Source organism: Pseudomonas fluorescens (assembly GCF_019212185.1).
GTDB lineage: Bacteria > Pseudomonadota > Gammaproteobacteria > Pseudomonadales > Pseudomonadaceae > Aquipseudomonas.
Window position 1 is genome coordinate 6,095,478 of sequence record NZ_CP078138.1, and the last position, 20,160, is coordinate 6,115,637.

The following is a 20,160-nucleotide window of genomic DNA, read 5'->3' on the forward strand; positions in this document are numbered from 1 at the left end:
GTCCCTTGAATGTCCACGATAGCAGACAACATCTCACAGGTAGCCGCGCGCATCCGTGCGGCCGAACAGGCCAGCCAGCGCGCCGCAGACAGTGTCCAACTGCTCGCCGTGAGCAAGACCAAACCAGCCGAGGCCGTGCGTGAAGCCTTTGCTGCCGGGGTCCGGGATTTCGGCGAGAACTACCTGCAGGAAGCCCTCGGCAAGCAGCTCGAGTTGACCGATCTGCCCTTGAGTTGGCACTTCATCGGCCCCATTCAATCGAACAAGACGCGTGCTATCGCCGAGCACTTCGCTTGGGTGCACTCCGTGGATCGCTTGAAAATCGCTCAGCGCCTGTCCGAACAACGCCCTGCCGATCTGCCGCCGCTGAACATCTGCATCCAGGTCAACGTCAGTGGCGAGGCCAGCAAGTCCGGCTGCACCCCCGCCGACCTGCCGGCCCTGGCCAGCGCCATCAGCGCCCTGCCGCGCCTGGTGTTGCGCGGTTTGATGGCGATCCCCGAGCCCACCGACGATCGCGCCGAACAGGACGCTGCGTTTGCCGCCGTGCGCGAGCTGAACCAGAGCCTGCAGGCCAGCCTCAAGCTGCCGCTCGACACACTGTCCATGGGCATGAGCCACGACCTCGAGTCGGCCATTGCCCAGGGCGCGACCTGGGTACGTATCGGTACGGCCCTGTTCGGTGCCCGCAACTACCCCTAAATACATGGCCAGCCATCAACCCTGGCTGATATCTACTTAATAAGGACCTGACATGAGCAAGACGCGTATTGCCTTTATCGGTGCCGGAAACATGGCTGCCAGCCTGATCGGCGGCCTGCGGGCCAAGGGCCTTGAAGCCGCGCAGATCCGCGCCAGTGACCCAGGCGCCGAGACCCGTGCACGAGTCAGCGCCGAGCACGGCATTGAAGTGTTCGCCGATAACGCCGACGCCATCCAGGGCGCCGATGTGGTGGTCCTGGCGGTCAAGCCGCAGGCGATGAAAGTGGTCTGCGAGGCGATTCGCCCGCACCTGCAGCCGGGCCAATTGGTGGTTTCGATTGCCGCTGGCATCACCTGCGCCAGCATGAACAACTGGCTGGGCGCGCAACCCATCGTGCGCTGCATGCCCAACACCCCGGCACTGCTGCGTCAGGGTGTGAGCGGCCTGTACGCCACCGCCCAGGTCAGCGCCGAGCAACGCCAGCAGGCCGAGGAACTGCTGTCAGCTGTGGGCATCGCCCTGTGGCTCGACGAAGAACAGCAACTGGATGCCGTCACCGCCGTTTCCGGCAGTGGTCCGGCGTACTTCTTCCTGCTGATCGAAGCCATGACCGCAGCCGGAGAAAAGCTCGGCCTGCCGCGTGAAACCGCAGCGCAACTGACCCTGCAAACTGCCCTCGGTGCGGCACACATGGCCGTTGCCAGCGACGTCGACGCCGCCGAACTGCGCCGCCGTGTCACCTCGCCTGCCGGCACTACTGAAGCGGCGATCAAGTCCTTCCAGGCCGACGGCTTCGAAGCCCTGGTGGAAAAAGCACTGGGTGCCGCCGCACACCGCTCGGCCGAGATGGCTGAGCAATTGGGTCAATAAAGGAGCCATACATGATTGGATTGAACACTGCAGCGGTCTATGTGCTGCAAACCCTTGGCAGCCTCTACCTGCTGATCGTCCTGCTGCGCTTCGTCCTGCAACTGGTGCGGGCGAATTTCTACAACCCGCTGTGCCAATTCGCGGTCAAGGCCACCCAGCCGCTGCTCAAGCCGCTGCGCCGGGTCATCCCGAGCCTATTTGGCCTCGACCTGTCGTCGCTGGTACTGGCGATTCTGGTGCAGTTGGCGTTGATGGCCCTGACCCTGCTGCTGACCTACGGCACTACCGGTAACCCGCTGCAACTGCTGATCTGGTCGATCATCGGAGTCACGGCGCTGTTCCTGAACATCTTCTTCTACGCCCTGATCATCAGCGTGATCCTGTCGTGGGTCGCACCGGGCAGCCACAACCCGGGCGCGGAATTGGTCAATCAGATCTGCGAGCCAGCCCTGGCGCCGTTCCGCAAGATCCTGCCGAACCTCGGCGGCCTGGATATTTCGCCGATCCTGGCGTTCATGGTGCTGAAGTTGATCGACATGCTGGTGATCAACAACCTTGCGGCGATGACCATGATGCCGGAGATCCTGCGTCTGTTGATCTGATAGACCGCGTCTGCCCTCTCGCGAGCAGGCTCGCTTCTACAGGTATATATCGTACTTGTAGGAGCGCGCCTGCTCGCGAAGGCAACACCCCCAATCCAACTGCACAAAATCCCCCCCGCCCTTCGCTTGCCGCTAGCCACAGCGGTCTTTAGACTTACGCCTCATTTCAACGAGAGCAGGGTCGATGCCAACTGCCTTTCCCGCCGATTCTGTTGGTCTGGTGACGCCCCAAGTGGCGCACTTCAGCGAGCCCCTGGCCCTTGCCTGCGGCCGCTCCCTGTCAGCCTATGACCTGATCTACGAAACCTACGGCACGCTGAACGCCACGGCGAGCAACGCCGTGCTGATCTGCCACGCCCTGTCCGGTCACCACCACGCGGCCGGTTACCACAGCCCCGACGATCGCAAACCGGGTTGGTGGGACAGCTGCATCGGCCCCGGCAAGCCGATCGATACCAATCGCTTCTTCGTGGTCAGCCTGAACAACCTCGGCGGCTGCAATGGTTCGACCGGCCCCAGCAGCATCAACCCGGAGACCGGCAAGCCGTTTGGCGCCGAGTTCCCGGTATTGACCGTCGAAGACTGGGTCCACAGTCAGGCGCGCCTGGCCGAGCGCCTCGGCATCCAGCAGTGGGCCGCGGTGATCGGTGGCAGCCTTGGCGGCATGCAGGCCATGCAATGGAGCATCACCTACCCGGATCGCATCCGCCATTGTCTGGCCATTGCCTCGGCTCCCAAGCTGTCGGCGCAGAACATCGCCTTCAACGAAGTGGCACGCCAGGCGATCCTGACCGATCCGGAGTTCCATGGCGGCTCGTTCCAGGAGGCCGGGGTCATTCCCAAGCGTGGCCTGATGCTGGCGCGCATGGTCGGACACATCACTTACCTGTCGGACGATTCGATGGGTGAGAAATTCGGCCGTGGCCTCAAGAGCGAAAAGCTCAACTACGACTTCCACAGCGTCGAGTTCCAGGTCGAGAGCTACCTGCGTTATCAGGGCGAGGAGTTCTCCGGGCGTTTCGACGCCAACACTTACCTGCTGATGACCAAGGCACTGGATTACTTCGATCCAGCGGCGAACTTCGACGATAACCTGGCGAAAACCTTTGCCGGCGCCAAGGCCAAGTTCTGCGTGATGTCGTTCACCACTGACTGGCGCTTCTCCCCGGCGCGTTCGCGCGAGCTGGTGGACGCGCTTATGGCGGCTCAAAAAGACGTGTGCTACCTCGAGATCGACGCTCCGCAAGGCCACGACGCCTTCCTGATTCCGATCCCGCGCTACCTGCAGGCGTTCAGCAATTACATGAAGCGGATTACGGTGTGAGAAAGCCATGAGAGCTGATCTGGAAATCATCCAGGAATGGATCCCCGCCGGCAGCCGCGTGCTCGACCTCGGTTGCGGCGATGGCGAGCTGCTGACCTGGCTGCGCGACCACAAGCAAGTCACCGGCTACGGCCTGGAGAATGACCCGGACAACATCGCCGAGTGCGTGGCCAAGGGCATCAACGTCATCGAGCAGGACCTGGACAAGGGCCTGGGCAACTTTGCCAGCAACAGCTTCGACATCGTGGTCATGACCCAGGCCCTGCAGGCCGTGCATTACCCTGACAAGATCCTCGACGAAATGCTGCGGGTCGGGCGCCAGTGCATCATCACCTTCCCCAACTTCGGTCACTGGCGCTGCCGCTGGTACTTGGCCAGCAAGGGCCGGATGCCGGTGTCGGAGTTCCTGCCCTACACCTGGTACAACACGCCGAACATTCACTTCTGCACCTTCGAGGATTTCGAAGCGCTATGCAGCGAACGGCAAGCCAAGGTCATCGATAGACTTGCTGTCGATCAACAACACCGCCACGGGTGGGCCAGTAAGCTATGGCCTAATCTATTAGGTGAGATTGGCATCTACCGGGTCAGCAGTCCTGGCCTTCAGGATCACCAGGTAGCGGTTTAACCCTGTTATTCGAGGAGAACGATCATGAGTCGTCTTGCGCTGTTTGTCTTAACGGCCTGCCTGAGCATCGGTGCCATGGCCGCCGATGTGATCAAGGGCGAACGCCAGGAAACCTTCGGCGACGTCACGGTGCACTACAACACCTTTAATTCGACGTACATCCAGCCGGATATTGCCAAGGCGGCCGAGCTGATCCGAAGCAAGAACCAGGGCGTGATCAACGTCTCGGTGCTCAAGGCCGGTAAGCCACAGGTCGCCAATGTCAGCGGCAGCGTCAAGGACCTGACCAGCAAAAGCGTACCGCTGAACTTCAAGCAGATCACTGAGCAAGGGGCGATCTACTACATTGCCCAATATCCGGTTGAACAGCAGGAGACCCGCACCTTCGAGATCAAGGTGCAGACCGGTGACGCGATCAACACCATCAATTTCAACCAAGAGCTCTTTCCCGGCGAATGATCAATTTCCCGCAACTCGTATTGGCCAGCCATAACGCCGGCAAACTCAAGGAACTCCAGGCCATGCTCGGCGACTCGGTGCAACTGCGCTCGATCGGCGAGTTCAGCCAGGTCGAGCCTGAAGAAACCGGCCTGTCGTTCGTCGAGAACGCCATCCTCAAGGCGCGCAATGCCGCGCGCATCTCCGGTTTGCCGGCGTTGGCCGACGACTCGGGTCTGGCGGTGGACTTCCTTGGCGGCGCCCCGGGCATCTACTCGGCACGTTATGCCGATGGCCAGGGCGATGCGGCGAACAACGCCAAGCTGCTCGACGTGCTCAAGGACGTCCCGGAGGCCGAGCGTGGCGCCCAGTTCGTCTGCGTGCTGGCACTGGTACGACACGCTGACGACCCGCTGCCGATTCTCTGCGAAGGCCTGTGGCACGGCCGTATGCTGACCCAGGCCAGCGGCGAGCACGGCTTTGGCTACGATCCGCTGTTCTGGGTACCGGAGCGTAACTGCTCGAGCGCCGAACTGAGTCCGGCCGACAAAAACCAGATCAGCCACCGCGCCCGCGCAATGGTTCTGCTGCGCCAGCGTCTGGGCCTGAAATGACCCACGACTCTCCCGCGTCGCCGCTGATTTTCGGTGGCGCCGCACCTTCGTCCCGGGGCTCGTTGCCATCGCTGCCGCCCCTGGCGCTGTACATCCACATCCCGTGGTGCGTACGCAAATGCCCGTATTGCGACTTCAACTCCCACACCGCCAGCCCAGAGCTGCCGGAGGAGGAGTATGTCGACGCCCTGCTTGCTGACCTCGACCAGGACCTGCACGCGGTGTACGGCCGGGAGCTAAGCTCGATCTTCTTCGGCGGTGGCACCCCCAGCCTGTTCAGCGCCCCCGCACTGGGTCGCCTGCTCAAGGGCGTGGAACAGCGCATCCCGTTCGCCAGCGACATCGAAATCACCCTGGAAGCCAATCCGGGCACTTTCGAGCAAGAGAAGTTCGTCGCTTACCGCGCCCTGGGAATCAATCGTTTGTCGATCGGCATCCAGAGCTTCCAGCAGGAAAAACTCAAGGCCCTGGGACGCATCCACAATGGCGACGAGGCCATCCGCGCCGCCGGTATGGCGCGCCAGGCCGGGTTCGACAACTTCAATCTGGACCTGATGCACGGCCTGCCTGACCAGTCCCTGGAAGACGCCCTGGACGACCTGCGCCAAGCTATCGCGCTGAAGCCGACTCATTTGTCCTGGTATCAACTGACCCTGGAACCCAACACGGTGTTCTGGAACCAGCCGCCAACCCTGCCGGAAGACGACACACTTTGGGACATTCAGGAAGCCGGGCAAGCGCTGTTGGCCGAACACGGTTACGCCCAATACGAAGTCTCGGCCTACGCCCAGCCCGACCGGGCAGCGCGGCATAACCTCAATTACTGGAGTTTTGGTGACTTTATCGGCATTGGCGCCGGCGCCCATGGCAAGCTCAGTCACCCGGACGGACGCATCCTTCGCACCTGGAAGACCCGCCTGCCCAAGGACTACCTGAACCCGGCGAAAAGCTTCAAGGCTGGCGAAAAGGCCCTGGGTGACGAGGAAATGCCGTTCGAGTTTTTGATGAACGCCCTGCGTCTGACGGACGGGGTCGAGGCCAGGCTGTACCCGGAGCGCACCGGCATGCCCCTGGACAGCCTTGCCGAAGGCCGTCGCGACGCCGAACAAAGTGGCTTGTTGCGGGTCGAACCATCACGTCTGGCGGCTACCGAGCGCGGACAGCTGTTCCTCAATGACCTGCTGCAGAATTTTCTGATCTGATCTCAGACCTAAGGGAAAACGAATGGATTTGGTACTCGACCTGCTCGCCACTGTCTCGCGCTGGAGTCGCAGCAACCTGTCGGAAATCTCTTTGGCGCTGGTGGGTTGTTTGCTGGTGCTGTTTGGCGCGGACTTTAAAGGCTGGATCGAACAGCGCTTGGGCAACATCGCCGGAGCCTTGCGCGTGCCGATGATGTCGTTGCTGTGCGTGATCGGCAGCGGCGCCGCCCTGCTCTACGCCACCCCGTGGATCGTCAAGGGCCTGAGCCAGTTCAACAACTACAGCCTGGCGCCGGTGTTGTTGGTGGTGCTGGTGTTGATTGGGGTGGTGGCGGATCGGCGGTGATCTCGACCATGCCCTAAATCAAATGTGGGAGCGAGCAGGCTCGCTCCCACAGTTTTTGCAGTGCTCAGCTTAAGACTGTTTTTCGAACTTCAAATCCCACACCCCATGCCCAAGCCGCTCACCACGGCGTTCGAACTTGGTGATCGGGCGTTCGGCCGGGCGCGGCACGCACTTGCCGTCTTCAGCCAGGTTGCGATAACCAGGGGCGACGTTCATTACTTCCAGCATGTACTCGGCGTACGGCTCCCAGTCAGTGGCCATGTGCAGCACACCGCCGACCTTCAACTTGCTGCGCACCAGCTCGGCGAACGAGGCCTGAACAATGCGGCGCTTGTGGTGGCGGCTCTTGTGCCACGGATCCGGGAAAAACAGCATCAGGCGATCCAGGCTGTTGTCGGCCACGCAACGATTGAGCACCTCGATCGCATCGCAATCGTAGACGCGCAGGTTGGTCAGGCCCTGGGTCAGCACGCCATTGAGCAGCGCACCGACACCCGGACGGTGCACTTCGACACCGATGAAGTCCTGCTCAGGCGCAGCCGCGGCCATTTCCAGCAACGAATGGCCCATGCCGAAACCGATTTCCAGCGAGCGTGGCGCCGAGCGGCCAAACACCTGGTCGAAGTCTACCGGCGCGTCGGCCAGTGGCAGGACGAACAGCGGGGTGCCCTGCTCCAGGCCCTTTTGCTGGCCTTCGGTCATGCGCCCGGCGCGCATCACGAAACTCTTGATGCGGCGGTGTTGGCGCTCTTCGCCTTCTTCCGTCTGGATAGGCGTGTCGTTCGATTCAGTCATCAATGGCTCTTACTTGATCAGACCATCCAGCGGCGAGGAGGCGCTGGCATAGAGTTTTTTCGGCATGCGTCCGGCCAGGTACGCCAGGCGACCGGCAACAATCGCGTGTTTCATGGCTTCGGCCATCATGATCGGTTGCTGTGCATGGGCGAGGGCCGAGTTCATCAGCACCGCGTCGCAGCCCAGTTCCATGGCGATGGTGGCATCGGAAGCCGTGCCCACACCCGCATCCACCAACACCGGGATCTTCGCCTCTTCAAGGATGATCTGCAGGTTGTACGGGTTGCAGATACCCAGGCCCGAGCCGATCAGGCCGGCCAGTGGCATGACCGCGATGCAGCCGATTTCCGCCAGTTGCCGGGCGATAATAGGGTCGTCGCTGGTGTAGACCATCACGTCGAAGCCTTCCTTGACCAGGGTTTCGGCGGCCTTGAGGGTTTCGATCACGTTGGGGAACAGGGTTTTCTGGTCCGCCAGCACTTCCAGCTTCACCAGGTTATGGCCGTCGAGCAGCTCACGGGCCAGGCGGCAGGTGCGCACGGCCTCGATCGCGTCGTAGCAACCGGCGGTGTTCGGCAGGAAGGTGTAGCGATCCGGCGACAGCACTTCGAGCAAGTTCGGCTCGCCCTCGATCTGCCCGAGGTTGGTGCGGCGCACGGCGAAGGTGACGATCTCGGCACCCGAGGCTTCGATGGCCGAACGGGTTTCTTGCATGTCACGGTACTTGCCGGTACCTACCAGCAAACGCGACTGGTACGTACGACCGGCCAGGACGAAGGGCTTGTCGCTGCGAACGTTGCTCATCGGAAATCCTCTGTGGGGGTGAGGTTCTTGCACAATGCGTGTAGGGCGCGGCTGTCGCGATGGACGATCAGCCGCCGCCGATGGCGTGCACCACTTCTACCGAATCGCCTTCGGTGAGGGTGGTGTCTGCATGCTGGCTGCGCGGGACGATGTCCAGATTGCGCTCGACCGCGACACGGCGTCCGGTCAGGTCCAGACGGACCAGTAGGCCCGCAACGGTCTCGCCGTCGGGCAGTTCAAGGGATTCGCCGTTCAACTGAATGCGCATGCCGAATGCCGCCATCATTTTTAGGGGCCAGCATTCTAGCCCGATCATGACCTAAAGGTCAGTAACAAGCGTCAGGCGGTCGCCTGCAGGCGCCAGGCGGCGAGTCCCAGGCACAGCCAGCCAATCAGGAAAGCCAGGCCACCGAACGGGGTGATGATGCCAAGCTTGCCGATGCCGATGGTGGTCAGCAGGTACAGGCTGCCGGAGAACAGCAGGATACCGATGCTGAACGAAATACCGGCCCAGGCCACCAACCGACCCTGCATCTGAGTGGCCAGCAGCGCGACGCCAAACAATGCCAGCGCATGCACTAACTGATAGGTGACGCCGGTGTGGAAAATGGCCAGGTACTCAGGGGTCAGGCGGCTCTTCAAGCCATGGGCGGCGAAGGCCCCCAGGGCAACGCCGGTGAAACCGAAGAAAGCAGCCAGCATCAGAAAGCCACGCAGCATGAAGAACTCCAGTCAGACTCGATCAACAGGGTCTGTATAATGGCCCGCTCGACGGGTTCGGCCAAGCCATCTCTATGCTGCGTATATTTTTTCGACGTTTCACCAAGGCCCTGCTCTGGTTCGCGGCTGGCAGCGTGGTGTTGGTGCTGATTTTTCGCTTCGTCCCGCCACCGGGCACGACACTGATGGTCGAACGCAAGATCGAATCCTGGATCGACGGCGAGCCCATCGACCTGCAACGCGACTGGACGCCGTGGGAGGACATCTCCGATGACCTGAAAGTCGCGGTGATTGCCGGCGAAGATCAGAAATTCCCTGAGCATTGGGGCTTCGACATCGGCGCGATCCGCGCAGCCCTGGCCCATAACGAATTGGGCGGCTCGGTGCGCGGCGCCAGCACCTTGAGTCAGCAGGTGTCGAAGAATCTGTTCCTGTGGTCCGGCCGCAGTTGGCTGCGCAAGGGCCTGGAAGCCTGGTTCACCGGGCTGATCGAGGTGCTCTGGCCGAAGCAGCGGATTCTCGAGGTGTATCTCAACAGCGTTGAGTGGGATGACGGCGTGTTCGGCGCCGAAGCCGCCGCCCGCCACCATTTCGGCGTCAGCGCGAAAAATCTCAGTCCCCAACAGGCCAGCCTGCTGGCGGCGGTACTGCCCAATCCACGGGTGTGGAGCGCCAGCCATCCGACCGCCTACGTGCAACGCCGTGCCGGCTGGATTCGCCAACAAATGCGCCAGTTGGGCGGAGATAGCTACCTGATTGGCCTGAATGACTCGCGTCGGGCGCCTTGGGCGGAATAAACCCCGTTCCCGCTTCCACAGGGTGGGAGAAGATCCACAAAAAAGCCCCGGCTCTTGCGAGTCGGGGCTTTTTTTGTTGCCGGCTTTCAGCTTACGCCGCAATCGACAGTTTCAGCTTGTTCATCGCGCTCTTCTCAAGCTGGCGAATCCGCTCGGCCGAGACGTTGTACTTCTGCGCCAGGTCGTGCAGCGTGGCTTTTTCTTCTGCCAGCCAACGCTGGTAGAGGATGTCGCGGCTGCGCTCGTCCAGGACGTCCAGCGCCTCGTGCAGGTTGCTGGTGGAGTTGTCGCTCCAGTCAGCGTCTTCCAGCTGGCGGGCCGGGTCGTAGCGGTGATCTTCCAGGTAGTTGGCTGGAGACTGGAAGGCACTGTCGTCGTCCGCTTCGGCGGCCGGGTCAAAGGCCATGTCGTGGCCGGTCAGGCGGCTTTCCATCTCGCGGACTTCCCGCGGCTCTACGCCGAGGCTTTCAGCCACACGATGGACTTCTTCGTTGTTCAGCCACGCCAAGCGTTTTTTCTGGCTGCGCAGGTTGAAGAACAGCTTGCGCTGGGCCTTGGTGGTCGCGACTTTCACAATACGCCAGTTGCGCAGGATGAATTCGTGGATTTCCGCCTTGATCCAGTGCACGGCAAAAGACACCAGGCGCACACCCATTTCCGGATTGAAGCGTTTCACCGCTTTCATCAGGCCGACGTTGCCTTCCTGGATCAGGTCAGCCTGGGCCAGGCCGTAGCCACTGTAGCTACGGGCGATATGTACAACAAAACGCAGGTGGGCGAGCACCATCTGCCGAGCCGCCTCAAGATCCTGCTCATAGTAGAGACTCTCGGCCAGTTCACGCTCCTGCTCTGGCGTCAGCAGTGGAATGCTGTTCACCGTGTGCACATAGGCTTCCAGGTTTGCACCAGGAACCAGGGCATAAGCAGGTTGCAAAGAAGTGGTCATACGAAAAAACCTCCGACTCACATAACTCGTGCAGTTCAGCACTGCGAAAATTGACCGGAAACCGAAGAACAAGTTCCCCTACACGCTGAAAGGACATACAAGCAAAAAATACGATTTACTTCGGTGCAAGCTCTCTCAAATGGCGTGCCACCGCAATCCACGCACCGATATAACCCAACAACACCGCGCCTAGCAAGAGCGACAGACCATCGGCTACCGGCACGCCGGCCAGCGAGAAGTTACTGCCGTACAAGCCGGCAAGGCCGACCACCGCGTCATTCAGCCAGTTCAGGCCGAACGCCAGGACGCCCCAGGAAAAAATCCCCGCACCGAAGCCATAAAGCGCGCCCATATAGAGAAAGGGCCTACGCACATAGCTGTCTGTGCCGCCGACGAGTTTAATCACTTCTATCTCTGTGCGGCGGTTTTCAATATGAAGACGAATGGTATTGCCTATCACCAAAAGTAATGCAGAAACCAGCAACACCGTCAGACCGAAGACAAACCGGTCGCCCAGCTTGAGAATCGCCGCCAGTCGCTCGACCCAAACCAGGTCCAGTTGCGCCTGCTGCACCTTCGGCATCTCGGCAAGTCTTTGGCGCAAGGCCTCGAGGGTCGCCTTGTCGACTTCTTTCGGGGTCACCAGAACGACGCCCGGCAGCGGGTTTTCCGGCAACTCCTTGAGCGCCTCACCCAGGCCCGACTGCTGCTGGAACTCTTCCAGCGCCTGATCGCGGCTGATGTACTCGGCATCCGCCACCCCGGGCAGCGCCTTGATCTGTTCGCGCAGTTGCTCGCCTTCACCGGCGCTGGCATCCAGTTGCAGGTACAGGGAAATCTGCGCCGCACGCTGCCAGGAGCCGCCCAGGCGTTCGACGTTACTTAGCAGAAGTGACAGCCCCATCGGCAAGCTCAGGGCCACGGCCATGACCAGGCAGGTAAAGAAACTGCCGATCGGCTGCTTGCCAAGCCGGCGCAGGCTGTCGAGCAGGCTGGCGCGGTGGCTTTCGATCCAGGCCCGCAATAGGGTGCCGAAATCCGGACCATCATCTTCGTCGTGTTTTTTCTTCTGCGGTTGCGGATCGGCAGCCTTGGGGGCTACGCGCTCGGAAACCTTTGGACTGCGTGTGGCACTCATGCTCCGGCCTCCCCGTCGCCAATCAATCGGCCGCGCTGCAGGGTCAACATGCGATGGCGCATGCGCGCGATCAGCGCCAGGTCGTGACTGGCAATCAGCACGCTGGTACCCAAGCGGTTGATGTCTTCGAAAACCCCCATGATCTCTGCCGCCAAGCGCGGGTCGAGGTTACCGGTGGGCTCGTCCGCCAACAGCAGGGCCGGACGGTGGACGATGGCGCGGGCGATGCCCACACGCTGTTGCTGGCCGGTGGATAGGTCGCCGGGGTACAGGTCGCTCTTGTCCGACAGCGCGACCCGATCCAGGGCCGAATCCACGCGCTTGGCGATCTCGACCTTGGACAGGCCGAGGATCTGCAGCGGCAAGGCGACGTTGTTGAACACTGTGCGGTCAAACAGCAACTGGTGATTCTGGAACACCACCCCAATCTGCCGGCGCAGGAACGGGATCTGGGCATTGCTGATGGTCGCCAGGTCCTGCCCGGCCAGGAGCAATTTGCCAGTGGTCGGACGCTCCATCGCCAGCAACAGACGCAGCAGGGTGCTTTTACCAGCACCGGAATGGCCGGTGACAAACAGGAACTCGCCGCGGCGGACTCGAAAGCTCAGCTCATGCAAGCCGACGTGACCATTCGGATAACGCTTGCCGACCTGTTCGAAACGAATCATGCACGCTCCCGCTCGGCAAACAATGCCTGGACAAAGGGTTCTGCTTCAAAGGTGCGCAAGTCATCGATGCCTTCACCGACACCGATGTAGCGAATCGGCAGGCCGAACTGCTTGGCCAGGGCAAAAATCACCCCACCCTTGGCGGTGCCGTCGAGCTTGGTCAGGGCCAGGCCGGTCAGCGCTACCGTCTGATTGAATTGCTTGGCCTGGTTGATCGCGTTCTGCCCGGTACCGGCATCGAGCACCAGCAACACTTCGTGCGGTGCTTCGGCATCGAGCTTGCCAATCACCCGGCGAACCTTCTTCAATTCTTCCATCAGGTTGTCTTTGGTGTGCAGGCGACCGGCGGTATCAGCGATCAGCACGTCGATATTCCGTGCCTTGGCCGCCTGCACGGCGTCGAAGATCACCGACGCCGAGTCGGCACCGGTGTGCTGGGCGATCACCGCAATGTTGTTCCGCTCGCCCCAGACCTGCAGTTGCTCGACAGCCGCCGCACGGAAGGTATCACCCGCCGCGAGCATGACTTTCTTGCCTTCGAGCTGCAGCTTCTTCGCCAGCTTGCCGATGGTGGTGGTCTTGCCAGCGCCGTTGACGCCTACCACCAGGATCACGAACGGCTTGTTCTGCGCGTTGATTTTCAACGGCTGCTCGACCGGCTTGAGCATCGCCGCCAATTCAGCCTGCAGGGATTTGTACAGGGCGTCGGCGTCAGCCAACTCCTTGCGGGCGACCTTCTGGGTCAGGCGCTGGATGATCACCGAAGTCGCTTCAACCCCGACGTCAGCGGTCAGCAGGCGGGTTTCGATGTCTTCGAGCAACTCGTCATCAATGATTTTCTTGCCCAGAAACAGGCTGGCCATGCCTTCGCCGATGCTGGCGCTGGTCTTCGACAGGCCTTGCTTGAGGCGGGCGAAGAAACCGGTCTTGGCTTCTTCGCTGCGCACCGGCTCGGCGACTACCGGATCGGCCACAACAGGTGCTGGAGCAACTGGCGCCGAAGCAACGGGGCCAGGTGCAACTGGTGCGGGAGCGGCGGCAACCGACGTCGGCTGCGAAACAGCCGGTGGGGCGACGAAAGCGGCAATGACCGGCTGCGGCAGATCGGGCTCTTCGGTTTCCGCGACTTCAACTGCGGCGACCGGCTTTGGCTCGGCCACCAACAGTTCCACGGCTTGCTGGACCACTGTCGGCGCGGGAATCGGCGGCGTGATGTGCGGCGCCTGCTCATCTTCGACCAGGGCCACCGGTTCTTCAGGCACCGGCAGGGTCAACCACGGCTCGGGGCTTGGTGCAGGTACCGGCGCTGGCTCGACTGCAGGCTGCAGAACCGGCTCAGCGATGGGCAGCACCACCGGCGCAGTCGTCTCGACCACCGGCGCGGCTTCTACTAAAGGCTGCGGGGCTATCTCGGGTTCTGGTTGTGGCTGTTCGACGACGGCTTGCTGCGGTTTTTTACGCAGCCATCCGAACAGGCTTTTTTTCTCGCCAGCCGCAGCTGGGTTCTTCTTGTCGTCGTTGGAACCAAACATGGAGGACGGCTATCTCACAGTAGCGGCGCGCCAATGGCGCCCCGGCAATTGAATATTCGATGCAGAACAGACTGCGATTCACACAGCTTGTTCACGCGCAATAATTTGTCGAGATGCTCGCGGGCATCTCAAAAGGTCGACTAACACTAAGGACTGGAACGGCATCGTCGGCGAAAACGCAGAGTTTAGCTAATAAACTCAAAGCTTCTTCCGGAAACCCATACAACCTGTCAGGCGATCAAAGGCCTGATAGGCGTGGCCGCCAGTAAAACGGATCAGTATCCTAGCACCTCCTCGCCCGCCGACGCTAAGACCAAGCGGGCAGCTCAACAGGTTAAAAAACCAATGAATGCTCTAGCCCGCCGCGCCGCTGGCCTGCTGCTCAGCACAGTTTGCCTACCCCTCGCAGCCATGGCTGCCGACCCGCAACCGACCCATGAATTCACCCTCGACAACGGCCTCAAGGTCGTCGTGCGCGAGGATCATCGGGCGCCAGTGGTGGTGTCGCAGGTTTGGTACAAGGTCGGCTCCAGCTACGAAACCCCGGGCCAGACCGGTTTGTCCCACGCCCTGGAACACATGATGTTCAAGGGCAGCGAGAAGGTCGGTCCCGGCGAAGCGTCGTTGATCCTGCGCGATCTCGGTGCCGAAGAGAACGCCTTCACCAGCGACGACTTCACCGCCTACTACCAGGTACTGGCCCGTGATCGCCTGGGTGTCGCTTTCGAACTGGAAGCCGACCGCATGGCCAGCCTGCGCCTGCCACCGGACGAGTTCAGCCGCGAGATCGAGGTCATCAAGGAAGAACGCCGCCTGCGCACCGACGACAAGCCGATGTCCAAAGCCTACGAGCGCTTCAAGGCCATGGCCTACCCGGCCAGCGGCTACCACACGCCGACCATCGGCTGGATGGCCGACCTGGACCGCATGAAGGTCGAGGAACTGCGTCAGTGGTACGAATCCTGGTATGCGCCGAACAATGCCACCCTGGTGGTGGTCGGCGACGTCACCCCGGACGAGGTCAAGGCCCTGTCCCAGCGCTACTTCGGCCCGATAGCCCGCCGCGCAGTACCTCCGGCGAAGATTCCGCTGGAACTGGCCGAGCCGGGTGAACGGCAGATCACCCTGAAAGTGCAGACCCAGCTCCCGGCCCTGATGCTGGCCTTTAACGTACCGAGCATTGCCACCACCGAAGACAAACGCTCGGTCAACGCCTTGCGCCTGATCTCGGCGCTGCTTGACGGCGGCTACAGCGGACGCATTCCGACCCAGCTGGAACGCGGCGAAGAACTGGTGTCCGGTGGCTCGTCGAGTTACGACGCCTACACCCGTGGCGACTCGCTGTTCACCCTGTCGGCCACACCCAATACCCAGAAGCAGAAAACCATGGCCCAAGCCGAAGCTGGCCTGTGGAGGCTGCTGGAGCAATTGAAAACCACCGCGCCGTCAGCCGAGGAACTGGAGCGTGTCCGCGCCCAGGTGATCGCCGGCCTGGTCTACGAGCGTGATTCGATCACCAGCCAGGCCACCGCCATCGGCCAGCTGGAAACCGTCGGCCTGTCGTGGAAACTGATGGACAGCGAACTCGCCGAGCTGGAAAGCGTGACCCCGCAAGACATCCAGAATGCCGCCAAGCTGTACTTCACACGCGAACGTCTCAGCGTCGCCCATGTACTGCCACAGGAGACGTCTCATGAGTGAGCGTAAACCACCGCGCCTGCTGCTGATCAGCCTGGTCGCTGTCGCACTGGCGGGCTCCGCCGCTTTCTATTTCTCGCGCAGCGCTGAAACCGTCGCCAGCGAAGCCATCGACAAAGCCCAGTCGAGCCAGAAACTGCAATCGCTGGCCGAACTCGACGGCAAGGCTCCGAGCCGGCGCAAACTCGATGTGCAGACCTGGAACACCGCCGAGGGTGCGAAAGTGCTGTTCGTCGCCGCCCCTGAGCTGCCGATGTTCGACCTGCGCCTGATTTTCGCCGCCGGCAGCAGCCAGGACGGCAATGCCCCGGGCCTGGCCATGCTGACCAACGCCATGCTCAACGAAGGCGTTGCTGGCAAGGACGTCAGCCAGATCGCCCAGGGCTTTGAAGGCCTGGGTGCAGACTTCGGCAATGGTGCCTACAAAGACATGGCCGTTGCTTCACTGCGCAGCCTCAGTGCCGTGGACAAACGTGAGCCGGCCCTCAAGCTGTTTGCCGAAGTGGTCGGCCACCCGACCTTTCCTGCCGACTCACTGGCGCGGATCAAGAACCAGGTGCTGGCCGGCTTCGAGTACCAGAAACAGAACTCGGCGAAAGTCGCGAGCCTGGAGCTGATGCGCCGCCTTTATGGCCAGCACCCTTACGCCCACGCCAGCGATGGCAATCCCCTGAGCATCCCGCCGATCACCCTGGCGCAGCTCAAGGCCTTCCACGCCAAGGCCTATGCCGCCGGCAACGTGGTGATCGCGCTGGTCGGCGACCTGTCGCGCAGCGAAGCCGAGGCGATTGCCGCCCAGGTCTCCAGCGCGCTGCCCAAGGGCCCGGCGCTGCCGAAGATCGCTCAGCCGGCCGAGCCCAAGCCCGGAACCAGCCGCGTCGAGTTCCCTGCCAAACAGACCAACCTGATGCTCGCGCAATTGGGCATCGACCGCGACGATCCGGATTACGCCGCCCTGTCCCTGGGCAACCAGATTCTCGGCGGCGGTGGTTTCGGCACCCGCCTGATGAGCGAAGTCAGGGAAAAACGCGGTCTGACCTACGGTGTCTATTCGGGCTTCTCGCCGATGCAGGCGCGCGGTCCATTCATGATCAACCTGCAGACTCGCGCCGAAATGAGCGAAGGCACCCTGAAACTGGTGCAGGACGTGCTGGCTGACTACCTCAAGACCGGTCCGACCCAGAAGGAGCTCGACGACGCCAAGCGCGAACTGGCCGGCAGCTTCCCGCTGTCCACCGCCAGCAACGCCGATATTGTTGGTCAGTTGGGTGCGATGGGCTTCTATAATCTGCCATTGAGCTACCTCGAAGACTTCATGCAGCAATCCCAGAGCCTGACGGTCGAGCAAGTCACCGCAGCCATGAACAAACACTTGAGCATGGACAAGATGGTGATCGTCACCGTCGGCCCTACCGTGCCGCAACAGCCGTTACCGGCCCCTACTGACAAACCTTCCGAGCAGCCGCTCGGGGTTCCGGAGCATTAATGGCCCGTTCATCGAATCCAAAAAAACCGGTTCACAACGTACATAACGGCGTGAACCAGCTGCGCATCATCGGCGGCGAATGGCGCAGCCGTCGCCTGAGCTTCCCCGACGCCCCGGGCCTGCGCCCGACGCCGGACCGCGTGCGCGAGACCCTGTTCAACTGGCTCGCGCCCTACGTGCCTGGGGCGAAAATACTCGACCCCTTCGCCGGTAGCGGTGCGCTGTTTCTCGAAGCCTTGTCCCGTGGCGCAGCCATGGGGCAGGCGCTGGACGCCAGCAGCCTGGCAGTATCCAGCCTGAAGGAGCATCTGGGGACCCTGCGCTGCACCGTGGGCCAGGTGCAGACCGCCGACGCGCTGCGCTACCTGGAAACCCAGCCGGCCACCGCCTACGACCTGGTGTTTCTCGACCCTCCGTTCAACCAGAACCTGCTGCCAGCGGTGTGCACGTTGCTGGAAGAACGGCAGTGGCTGGCGGATGACGCCTGGATTTATACCGAAAGCGAAAACGCCCCTTCCACTCTCGGCCTGCCGGGCACCTGGCGCCTGCACCGGGAACAGAAATCCGGACGGGTCTACTACGCGCTGTGGCACCGCCTGGTCTGACGCCACCGAAGGAACGGGCAAGCGCATCGCCCGTTCCTCCGCCCGCCCGGTATTAAATAGCTACCACCCCCCTTGTTGCGGCATGAGCGACAGTGATCGACAGCGTTTCAAGTCAATCACCAAGGATGCCCAATACATGAACTTCTACTGCAGCGTCCTGCTGCTCTTGAGCGGGCTGATGCCCATGATAGTGCTGACCGCCCACAGCGCCCGGTCGGTGACTGTCGATCCACCGACCCAGAGCATGTGTCGCGCTGACGAGCCGTTTGTGGCAAGTTAGATTTTCTGCCACCCGCTTACCCGCCCCTCTCGAGATCGTCGTGCCACAGCCTTCTACACCTGTAACGTCTTTCACCCCGGCCCTGGGCCTCGGCAACCCGCACCTGCAAACTTTGTGGGGTCCTCTGTGGCGCAAAACCACACACCTGGAGCGCCAACGTGAACGCCTGTGGCTCGACGACGGCGATTTTCTCGATTTCGACTGGCATGGTCCGCACAGTGCAGAAGCGCCACTGGTGCTGGTGCTGCACGGTCTGACCGGTTCCTCCAATTCGCCTTACGTCGCGGGTCTGCAGCGTGCCTTGTCCGCGCAGGGCTGGGCCAGCGTGGCGCTGAATTGGCGCGGTTGCTCCGGTGAGCCCAACCTGCTGCCACGCAGCTATCACTCCGGCGCCAGCGAAGACCTGGCCGCCGCGATCAAACATCTGCGCACAGTTCGACCCCTGGCCCCGCTGTATGCCGTTGGCTATTCACTGGGCGGCAATGTGCTGCTCAAGCACCTCGGGGAAAGCGCTGGCGACAGTCAGTTGCAGGGAGCCGTCGCGGTTTCCGTGCCCTTCCGCCTGGACCAGTGCGCCGACCGTATCGGCCAGGGCTTTTCCCGGGTCTATCAGGCGCATTTCATGCGGGAGATGTTGGCCTACATCAAGAACAAGCAGCGTCAGTTTCTCCAGGACGGCCGCCACGAAGGCCTGGCGACCCTGGCCAGCCTCGGCTCGCTGGACAAGATGCGTACCTTCTGGGACTTCGACGGCCGCGTCACTGCGCCCCTGCATGGCTTTGCCGACGCGCAGGATTACTATCGGCGAGCGTCCAGCCGTTACTACCTGGGCGAAATTCGTACGCCCACCCTGATTATCCAGGCCGCCGATGACCCCTTTGTCTACCCTCACAGCCTGCCCGAGGCGCACGAACTGTCTACCTGTACTCACTTCGAACTGCAGCCCAAGGGCGGCCACGTCGGCTTCGTTGATGGCACATTGCGAAATCCCGGCTATTACCTCGAGCGGCGCATCCCTCAGTGGCTGACCCTCGCGGGACGCGGTTAAGCCTGTGCAAAACCTTCCGGGCGAATCCATCCATTTCTGGCAAACCGCCCCCCTGGCCGGCGTCGAACTGCTGTCAGCTCGCTATATCGAGCAGCGTTTCGTCCCGCATGTGCATGATGGCTTCGTGATCGGCATGATCATGGCCGGCGCCCAGCGCTATCGGTATCGCGGCGCCGAGCACCTGGCCGCCAGCGGCACCCTCGTGGTGATCAACCCGGACGAACTGCACACCGGCAACAAGGGCACGGAAGACGGCTGGCTGTACCGTGCGTTCTATCCCGACAACCAACAGATCCACACCCTGCTGGCCGAACTCGAACTGCCCGCACACAACCTGCCGGCCTTCGGCGCGACGCTGTACCGCGACCCGGACCTGGTCAGTGGTTTCAGCTACTTGCACCGCTTGCTGGAGAGTCCGGCCAGCGCCTTGCAACAACAAACCCTGTGGCGCGAAATGATGCTTGCGCTACTGCAACGCCATGCCGCCGTGGCGACACCCGGACAACCGGGACGAGAACATCGCGCCATTACCCGGGCCAAGGAATTGATGCACAGCCAACTGGCCGCCCCGCCCTCGCTGGAAGCCCTGGCGGCAGCGGTCAATCTGTCGCCGTTTCACTTCGCCCGGGTATTTCGCCGCGCTACCGGCATGCCACCGCACACCTGGCTGATGCAACAGCGCATTGCCCAGGCCCGCGCCCTGCTGCAGGAAGGCTGCCTGCCGCTGGCCGTCGCCACGCAGCTGGGTTTCGCCGATCAAAGCCATCTGAGCCGGCAATTCAAGAAGGTCTATGGAGTCGGGCCCGGTGCCTATCGCAGCGCCCGATCAGTGGCACCGGCTGCATCCTAGAAACCTGCAAGATCGTTCAAGACAGACCTTTGCCGCCCGGTGCAAGATGGGCGGACAAGGAGAGTC

24 protein-coding genes are annotated in these 20,160 nt (G+C 61.9%); 16 read left to right on the forward strand and 8 right to left on the reverse strand.

Features of this window, described 5'->3' with window-relative positions; genetic code table 11:
• The first annotated feature begins 9 nt into the window (after positions 1-9).
• The 9 genes from KW062_RS27525 to KW062_RS27565 all read left to right on the forward strand — a co-directional run bounded on the left by KW062_RS27525 (position 10) and on the right by KW062_RS27565 (position 6,727).
• Positions 10-702: a YggS family pyridoxal phosphate-dependent enzyme gene (locus tag KW062_RS27525; protein ID WP_027617007.1), complete on the forward strand. Its 693-nt coding sequence runs from the start codon at positions 10-12 to the stop codon at positions 700-702.
• Between the two features lie 52 nt (positions 703-754).
• Positions 755-1,573, forward strand: a complete 819-nt coding sequence (proC, locus tag KW062_RS27530; RefSeq protein WP_027617006.1) for a pyrroline-5-carboxylate reductase — start codon at positions 755-757, stop codon at positions 1,571-1,573.
• Between the two features lie 11 nt (positions 1,574-1,584).
• A complete protein-coding gene (locus tag KW062_RS27535; RefSeq protein WP_027617005.1) occupies positions 1,585-2,175 on the forward strand; it encodes a YggT family protein in 591 nt (196 codons plus the stop codon).
• A gap of 184 nt (positions 2,176-2,359) precedes the next feature.
• Entirely contained in the window at positions 2,360-3,499 is a 1,140-nt protein-coding gene (gene metX / locus KW062_RS27540; RefSeq protein ID WP_027617004.1) for a homoserine O-succinyltransferase MetX, read from the forward strand.
• A gap of 7 nt (positions 3,500-3,506) precedes the next feature.
• Positions 3,507-4,127: a methionine biosynthesis protein MetW gene (metW, locus tag KW062_RS27545; RefSeq protein WP_027617003.1), complete on the forward strand. Its 621-nt coding sequence runs from the start codon at positions 3,507-3,509 to the stop codon at positions 4,125-4,127.
• 24 nt (positions 4,128-4,151) lie between these two features.
• The gene (locus KW062_RS27550) at positions 4,152-4,586 is read left to right on the forward strand and encodes a DUF4426 domain-containing protein (RefSeq protein ID WP_105753702.1); all 435 of its coding nucleotides are present in this window, start codon (positions 4,152-4,154) and stop codon (positions 4,584-4,586) included.
• Positions 4,583-5,179 (forward strand): RdgB/HAM1 family non-canonical purine NTP pyrophosphatase, encoded by a 597-nt coding sequence (gene rdgB / locus KW062_RS27555; RefSeq protein ID WP_027617001.1) that lies wholly within the window; start codon positions 4,583-4,585, stop codon positions 5,177-5,179. The genes KW062_RS27550 and rdgB overlap by 4 nt, the downstream gene beginning before the upstream one ends.
• A complete protein-coding gene (hemW, locus tag KW062_RS27560; protein ID WP_027617000.1) occupies positions 5,176-6,381 on the forward strand; it encodes a radical SAM family heme chaperone HemW in 1,206 nt (401 codons plus the stop codon). Before rdgB ends, hemW begins: the two co-directional genes overlap by 4 nt.
• Before the next feature lie 22 nt (positions 6,382-6,403).
• Positions 6,404-6,727: a DUF3392 domain-containing protein gene (locus KW062_RS27565; protein WP_027616999.1), complete on the forward strand. Its 324-nt coding sequence runs from the start codon at positions 6,404-6,406 to the stop codon at positions 6,725-6,727.
• A gap of 69 nt (positions 6,728-6,796) precedes the next feature.
• Here the strand turns inward: KW062_RS27565 and trmB are convergent, their stop codons facing one another.
• From trmB to KW062_RS27585, 4 genes are all read right to left on the reverse strand, one after another.
• Complete coding sequence (gene trmB / locus KW062_RS27570) at positions 6,797-7,522, reverse strand: tRNA (guanosine(46)-N7)-methyltransferase TrmB (RefSeq protein ID WP_027616998.1); 726 nt, start codon at positions 7,520-7,522, stop codon at positions 6,797-6,799.
• Between the two features lie 9 nt (positions 7,523-7,531).
• A complete protein-coding gene (locus KW062_RS27575; RefSeq protein WP_027616997.1) occupies positions 7,532-8,326 on the reverse strand; it encodes a thiazole synthase in 795 nt (264 codons plus the stop codon).
• 67 nt (positions 8,327-8,393) lie between these two features.
• Positions 8,394-8,594, reverse strand: a complete 201-nt coding sequence (gene thiS, locus KW062_RS27580; protein WP_051550480.1) for a sulfur carrier protein ThiS — start codon at positions 8,592-8,594, stop codon at positions 8,394-8,396.
• Between the two features lie 71 nt (positions 8,595-8,665).
• Entirely contained in the window at positions 8,666-9,046 is a 381-nt protein-coding gene (locus KW062_RS27585) for a DUF423 domain-containing protein (RefSeq protein ID WP_027616995.1), read from the reverse strand.
• Positions 9,047-9,120: 74 nt separating this feature from the next.
• Between KW062_RS27585 and mtgA the strand changes: the two genes are divergently transcribed.
• Positions 9,121-9,843 carry a monofunctional biosynthetic peptidoglycan transglycosylase gene (gene mtgA / locus KW062_RS27590; protein WP_105753701.1) on the forward strand — a complete coding sequence of 241 codons (723 nt, stop codon included), beginning with the start codon at positions 9,121-9,123 and terminating at the stop codon, positions 9,841-9,843.
• A 91-nt stretch (positions 9,844-9,934) separates the two neighbouring features.
• Here the strand turns inward: mtgA and rpoH are convergent, their stop codons facing one another.
• The 4 genes from rpoH to ftsY all read right to left on the reverse strand — a co-directional run bounded on the left by rpoH (position 9,935) and on the right by ftsY (position 14,127).
• Positions 9,935-10,789, reverse strand: coding sequence for an RNA polymerase sigma factor RpoH (gene rpoH, locus KW062_RS27595; protein ID WP_027616993.1), 855 nt, complete (start codon positions 10,787-10,789; stop codon positions 9,935-9,937).
• A gap of 115 nt (positions 10,790-10,904) precedes the next feature.
• Positions 10,905-11,927: a permease-like cell division protein FtsX gene (ftsX, locus tag KW062_RS27600; protein WP_027616992.1), complete on the reverse strand. Its 1,023-nt coding sequence runs from the start codon at positions 11,925-11,927 to the stop codon at positions 10,905-10,907.
• Complete coding sequence (gene ftsE / locus KW062_RS27605) at positions 11,924-12,595, reverse strand: cell division ATP-binding protein FtsE (protein WP_027616991.1); 672 nt, start codon at positions 12,593-12,595, stop codon at positions 11,924-11,926. The genes ftsX and ftsE overlap by 4 nt, the downstream gene beginning before the upstream one ends.
• Positions 12,592-14,127 (reverse strand): signal recognition particle-docking protein FtsY, encoded by a 1,536-nt coding sequence (ftsY, locus tag KW062_RS27610; protein WP_105753700.1) that lies wholly within the window; start codon positions 14,125-14,127, stop codon positions 12,592-12,594. Before ftsY ends, ftsE begins: the two co-directional genes overlap by 4 nt.
• Positions 14,128-14,472: 345 nt before the next feature.
• Here ftsY and KW062_RS27615 point away from each other — a divergent pair, with 345 nt between their 5' ends.
• The 6 genes from KW062_RS27615 (at position 14,473) to KW062_RS27640 (ending at position 20,094) form a co-directional block, all read left to right on the forward strand.
• A complete protein-coding gene (locus KW062_RS27615) occupies positions 14,473-15,828 on the forward strand; it encodes a M16 family metallopeptidase (RefSeq protein WP_105753699.1) in 1,356 nt (451 codons plus the stop codon).
• Positions 15,821-17,311, forward strand: coding sequence for a M16 family metallopeptidase (locus KW062_RS27620; RefSeq protein WP_105753698.1), 1,491 nt, complete (start codon positions 15,821-15,823; stop codon positions 17,309-17,311). The genes KW062_RS27615 and KW062_RS27620 overlap by 8 nt, the downstream gene beginning before the upstream one ends.
• Positions 17,311-17,916, forward strand: coding sequence for a 16S rRNA (guanine(966)-N(2))-methyltransferase RsmD (gene rsmD / locus KW062_RS27625; RefSeq protein WP_027616987.1), 606 nt, complete (start codon positions 17,311-17,313; stop codon positions 17,914-17,916). The genes KW062_RS27620 and rsmD overlap by 1 nt, the downstream gene beginning before the upstream one ends.
• Before the next feature lie 136 nt (positions 17,917-18,052).
• Complete coding sequence (locus tag KW062_RS27630) at positions 18,053-18,196, forward strand: hypothetical protein (protein ID WP_158261835.1); 144 nt, start codon at positions 18,053-18,055, stop codon at positions 18,194-18,196.
• Positions 18,197-18,236: 40 nt separating this feature from the next.
• On the forward strand, positions 18,237-19,244 hold the full coding sequence (locus KW062_RS27635; RefSeq protein WP_027616986.1) for a hydrolase: 1,008 nt from the start codon (positions 18,237-18,239) through the stop codon (positions 19,242-19,244).
• A 4-nt stretch (positions 19,245-19,248) separates the two neighbouring features.
• The gene (locus KW062_RS27640; protein ID WP_105753696.1) at positions 19,249-20,094 is read left to right on the forward strand and encodes an AraC family transcriptional regulator; all 846 of its coding nucleotides are present in this window, start codon (positions 19,249-19,251) and stop codon (positions 20,092-20,094) included.
• Positions 20,095-20,160 lie beyond the last annotated feature (66 nt).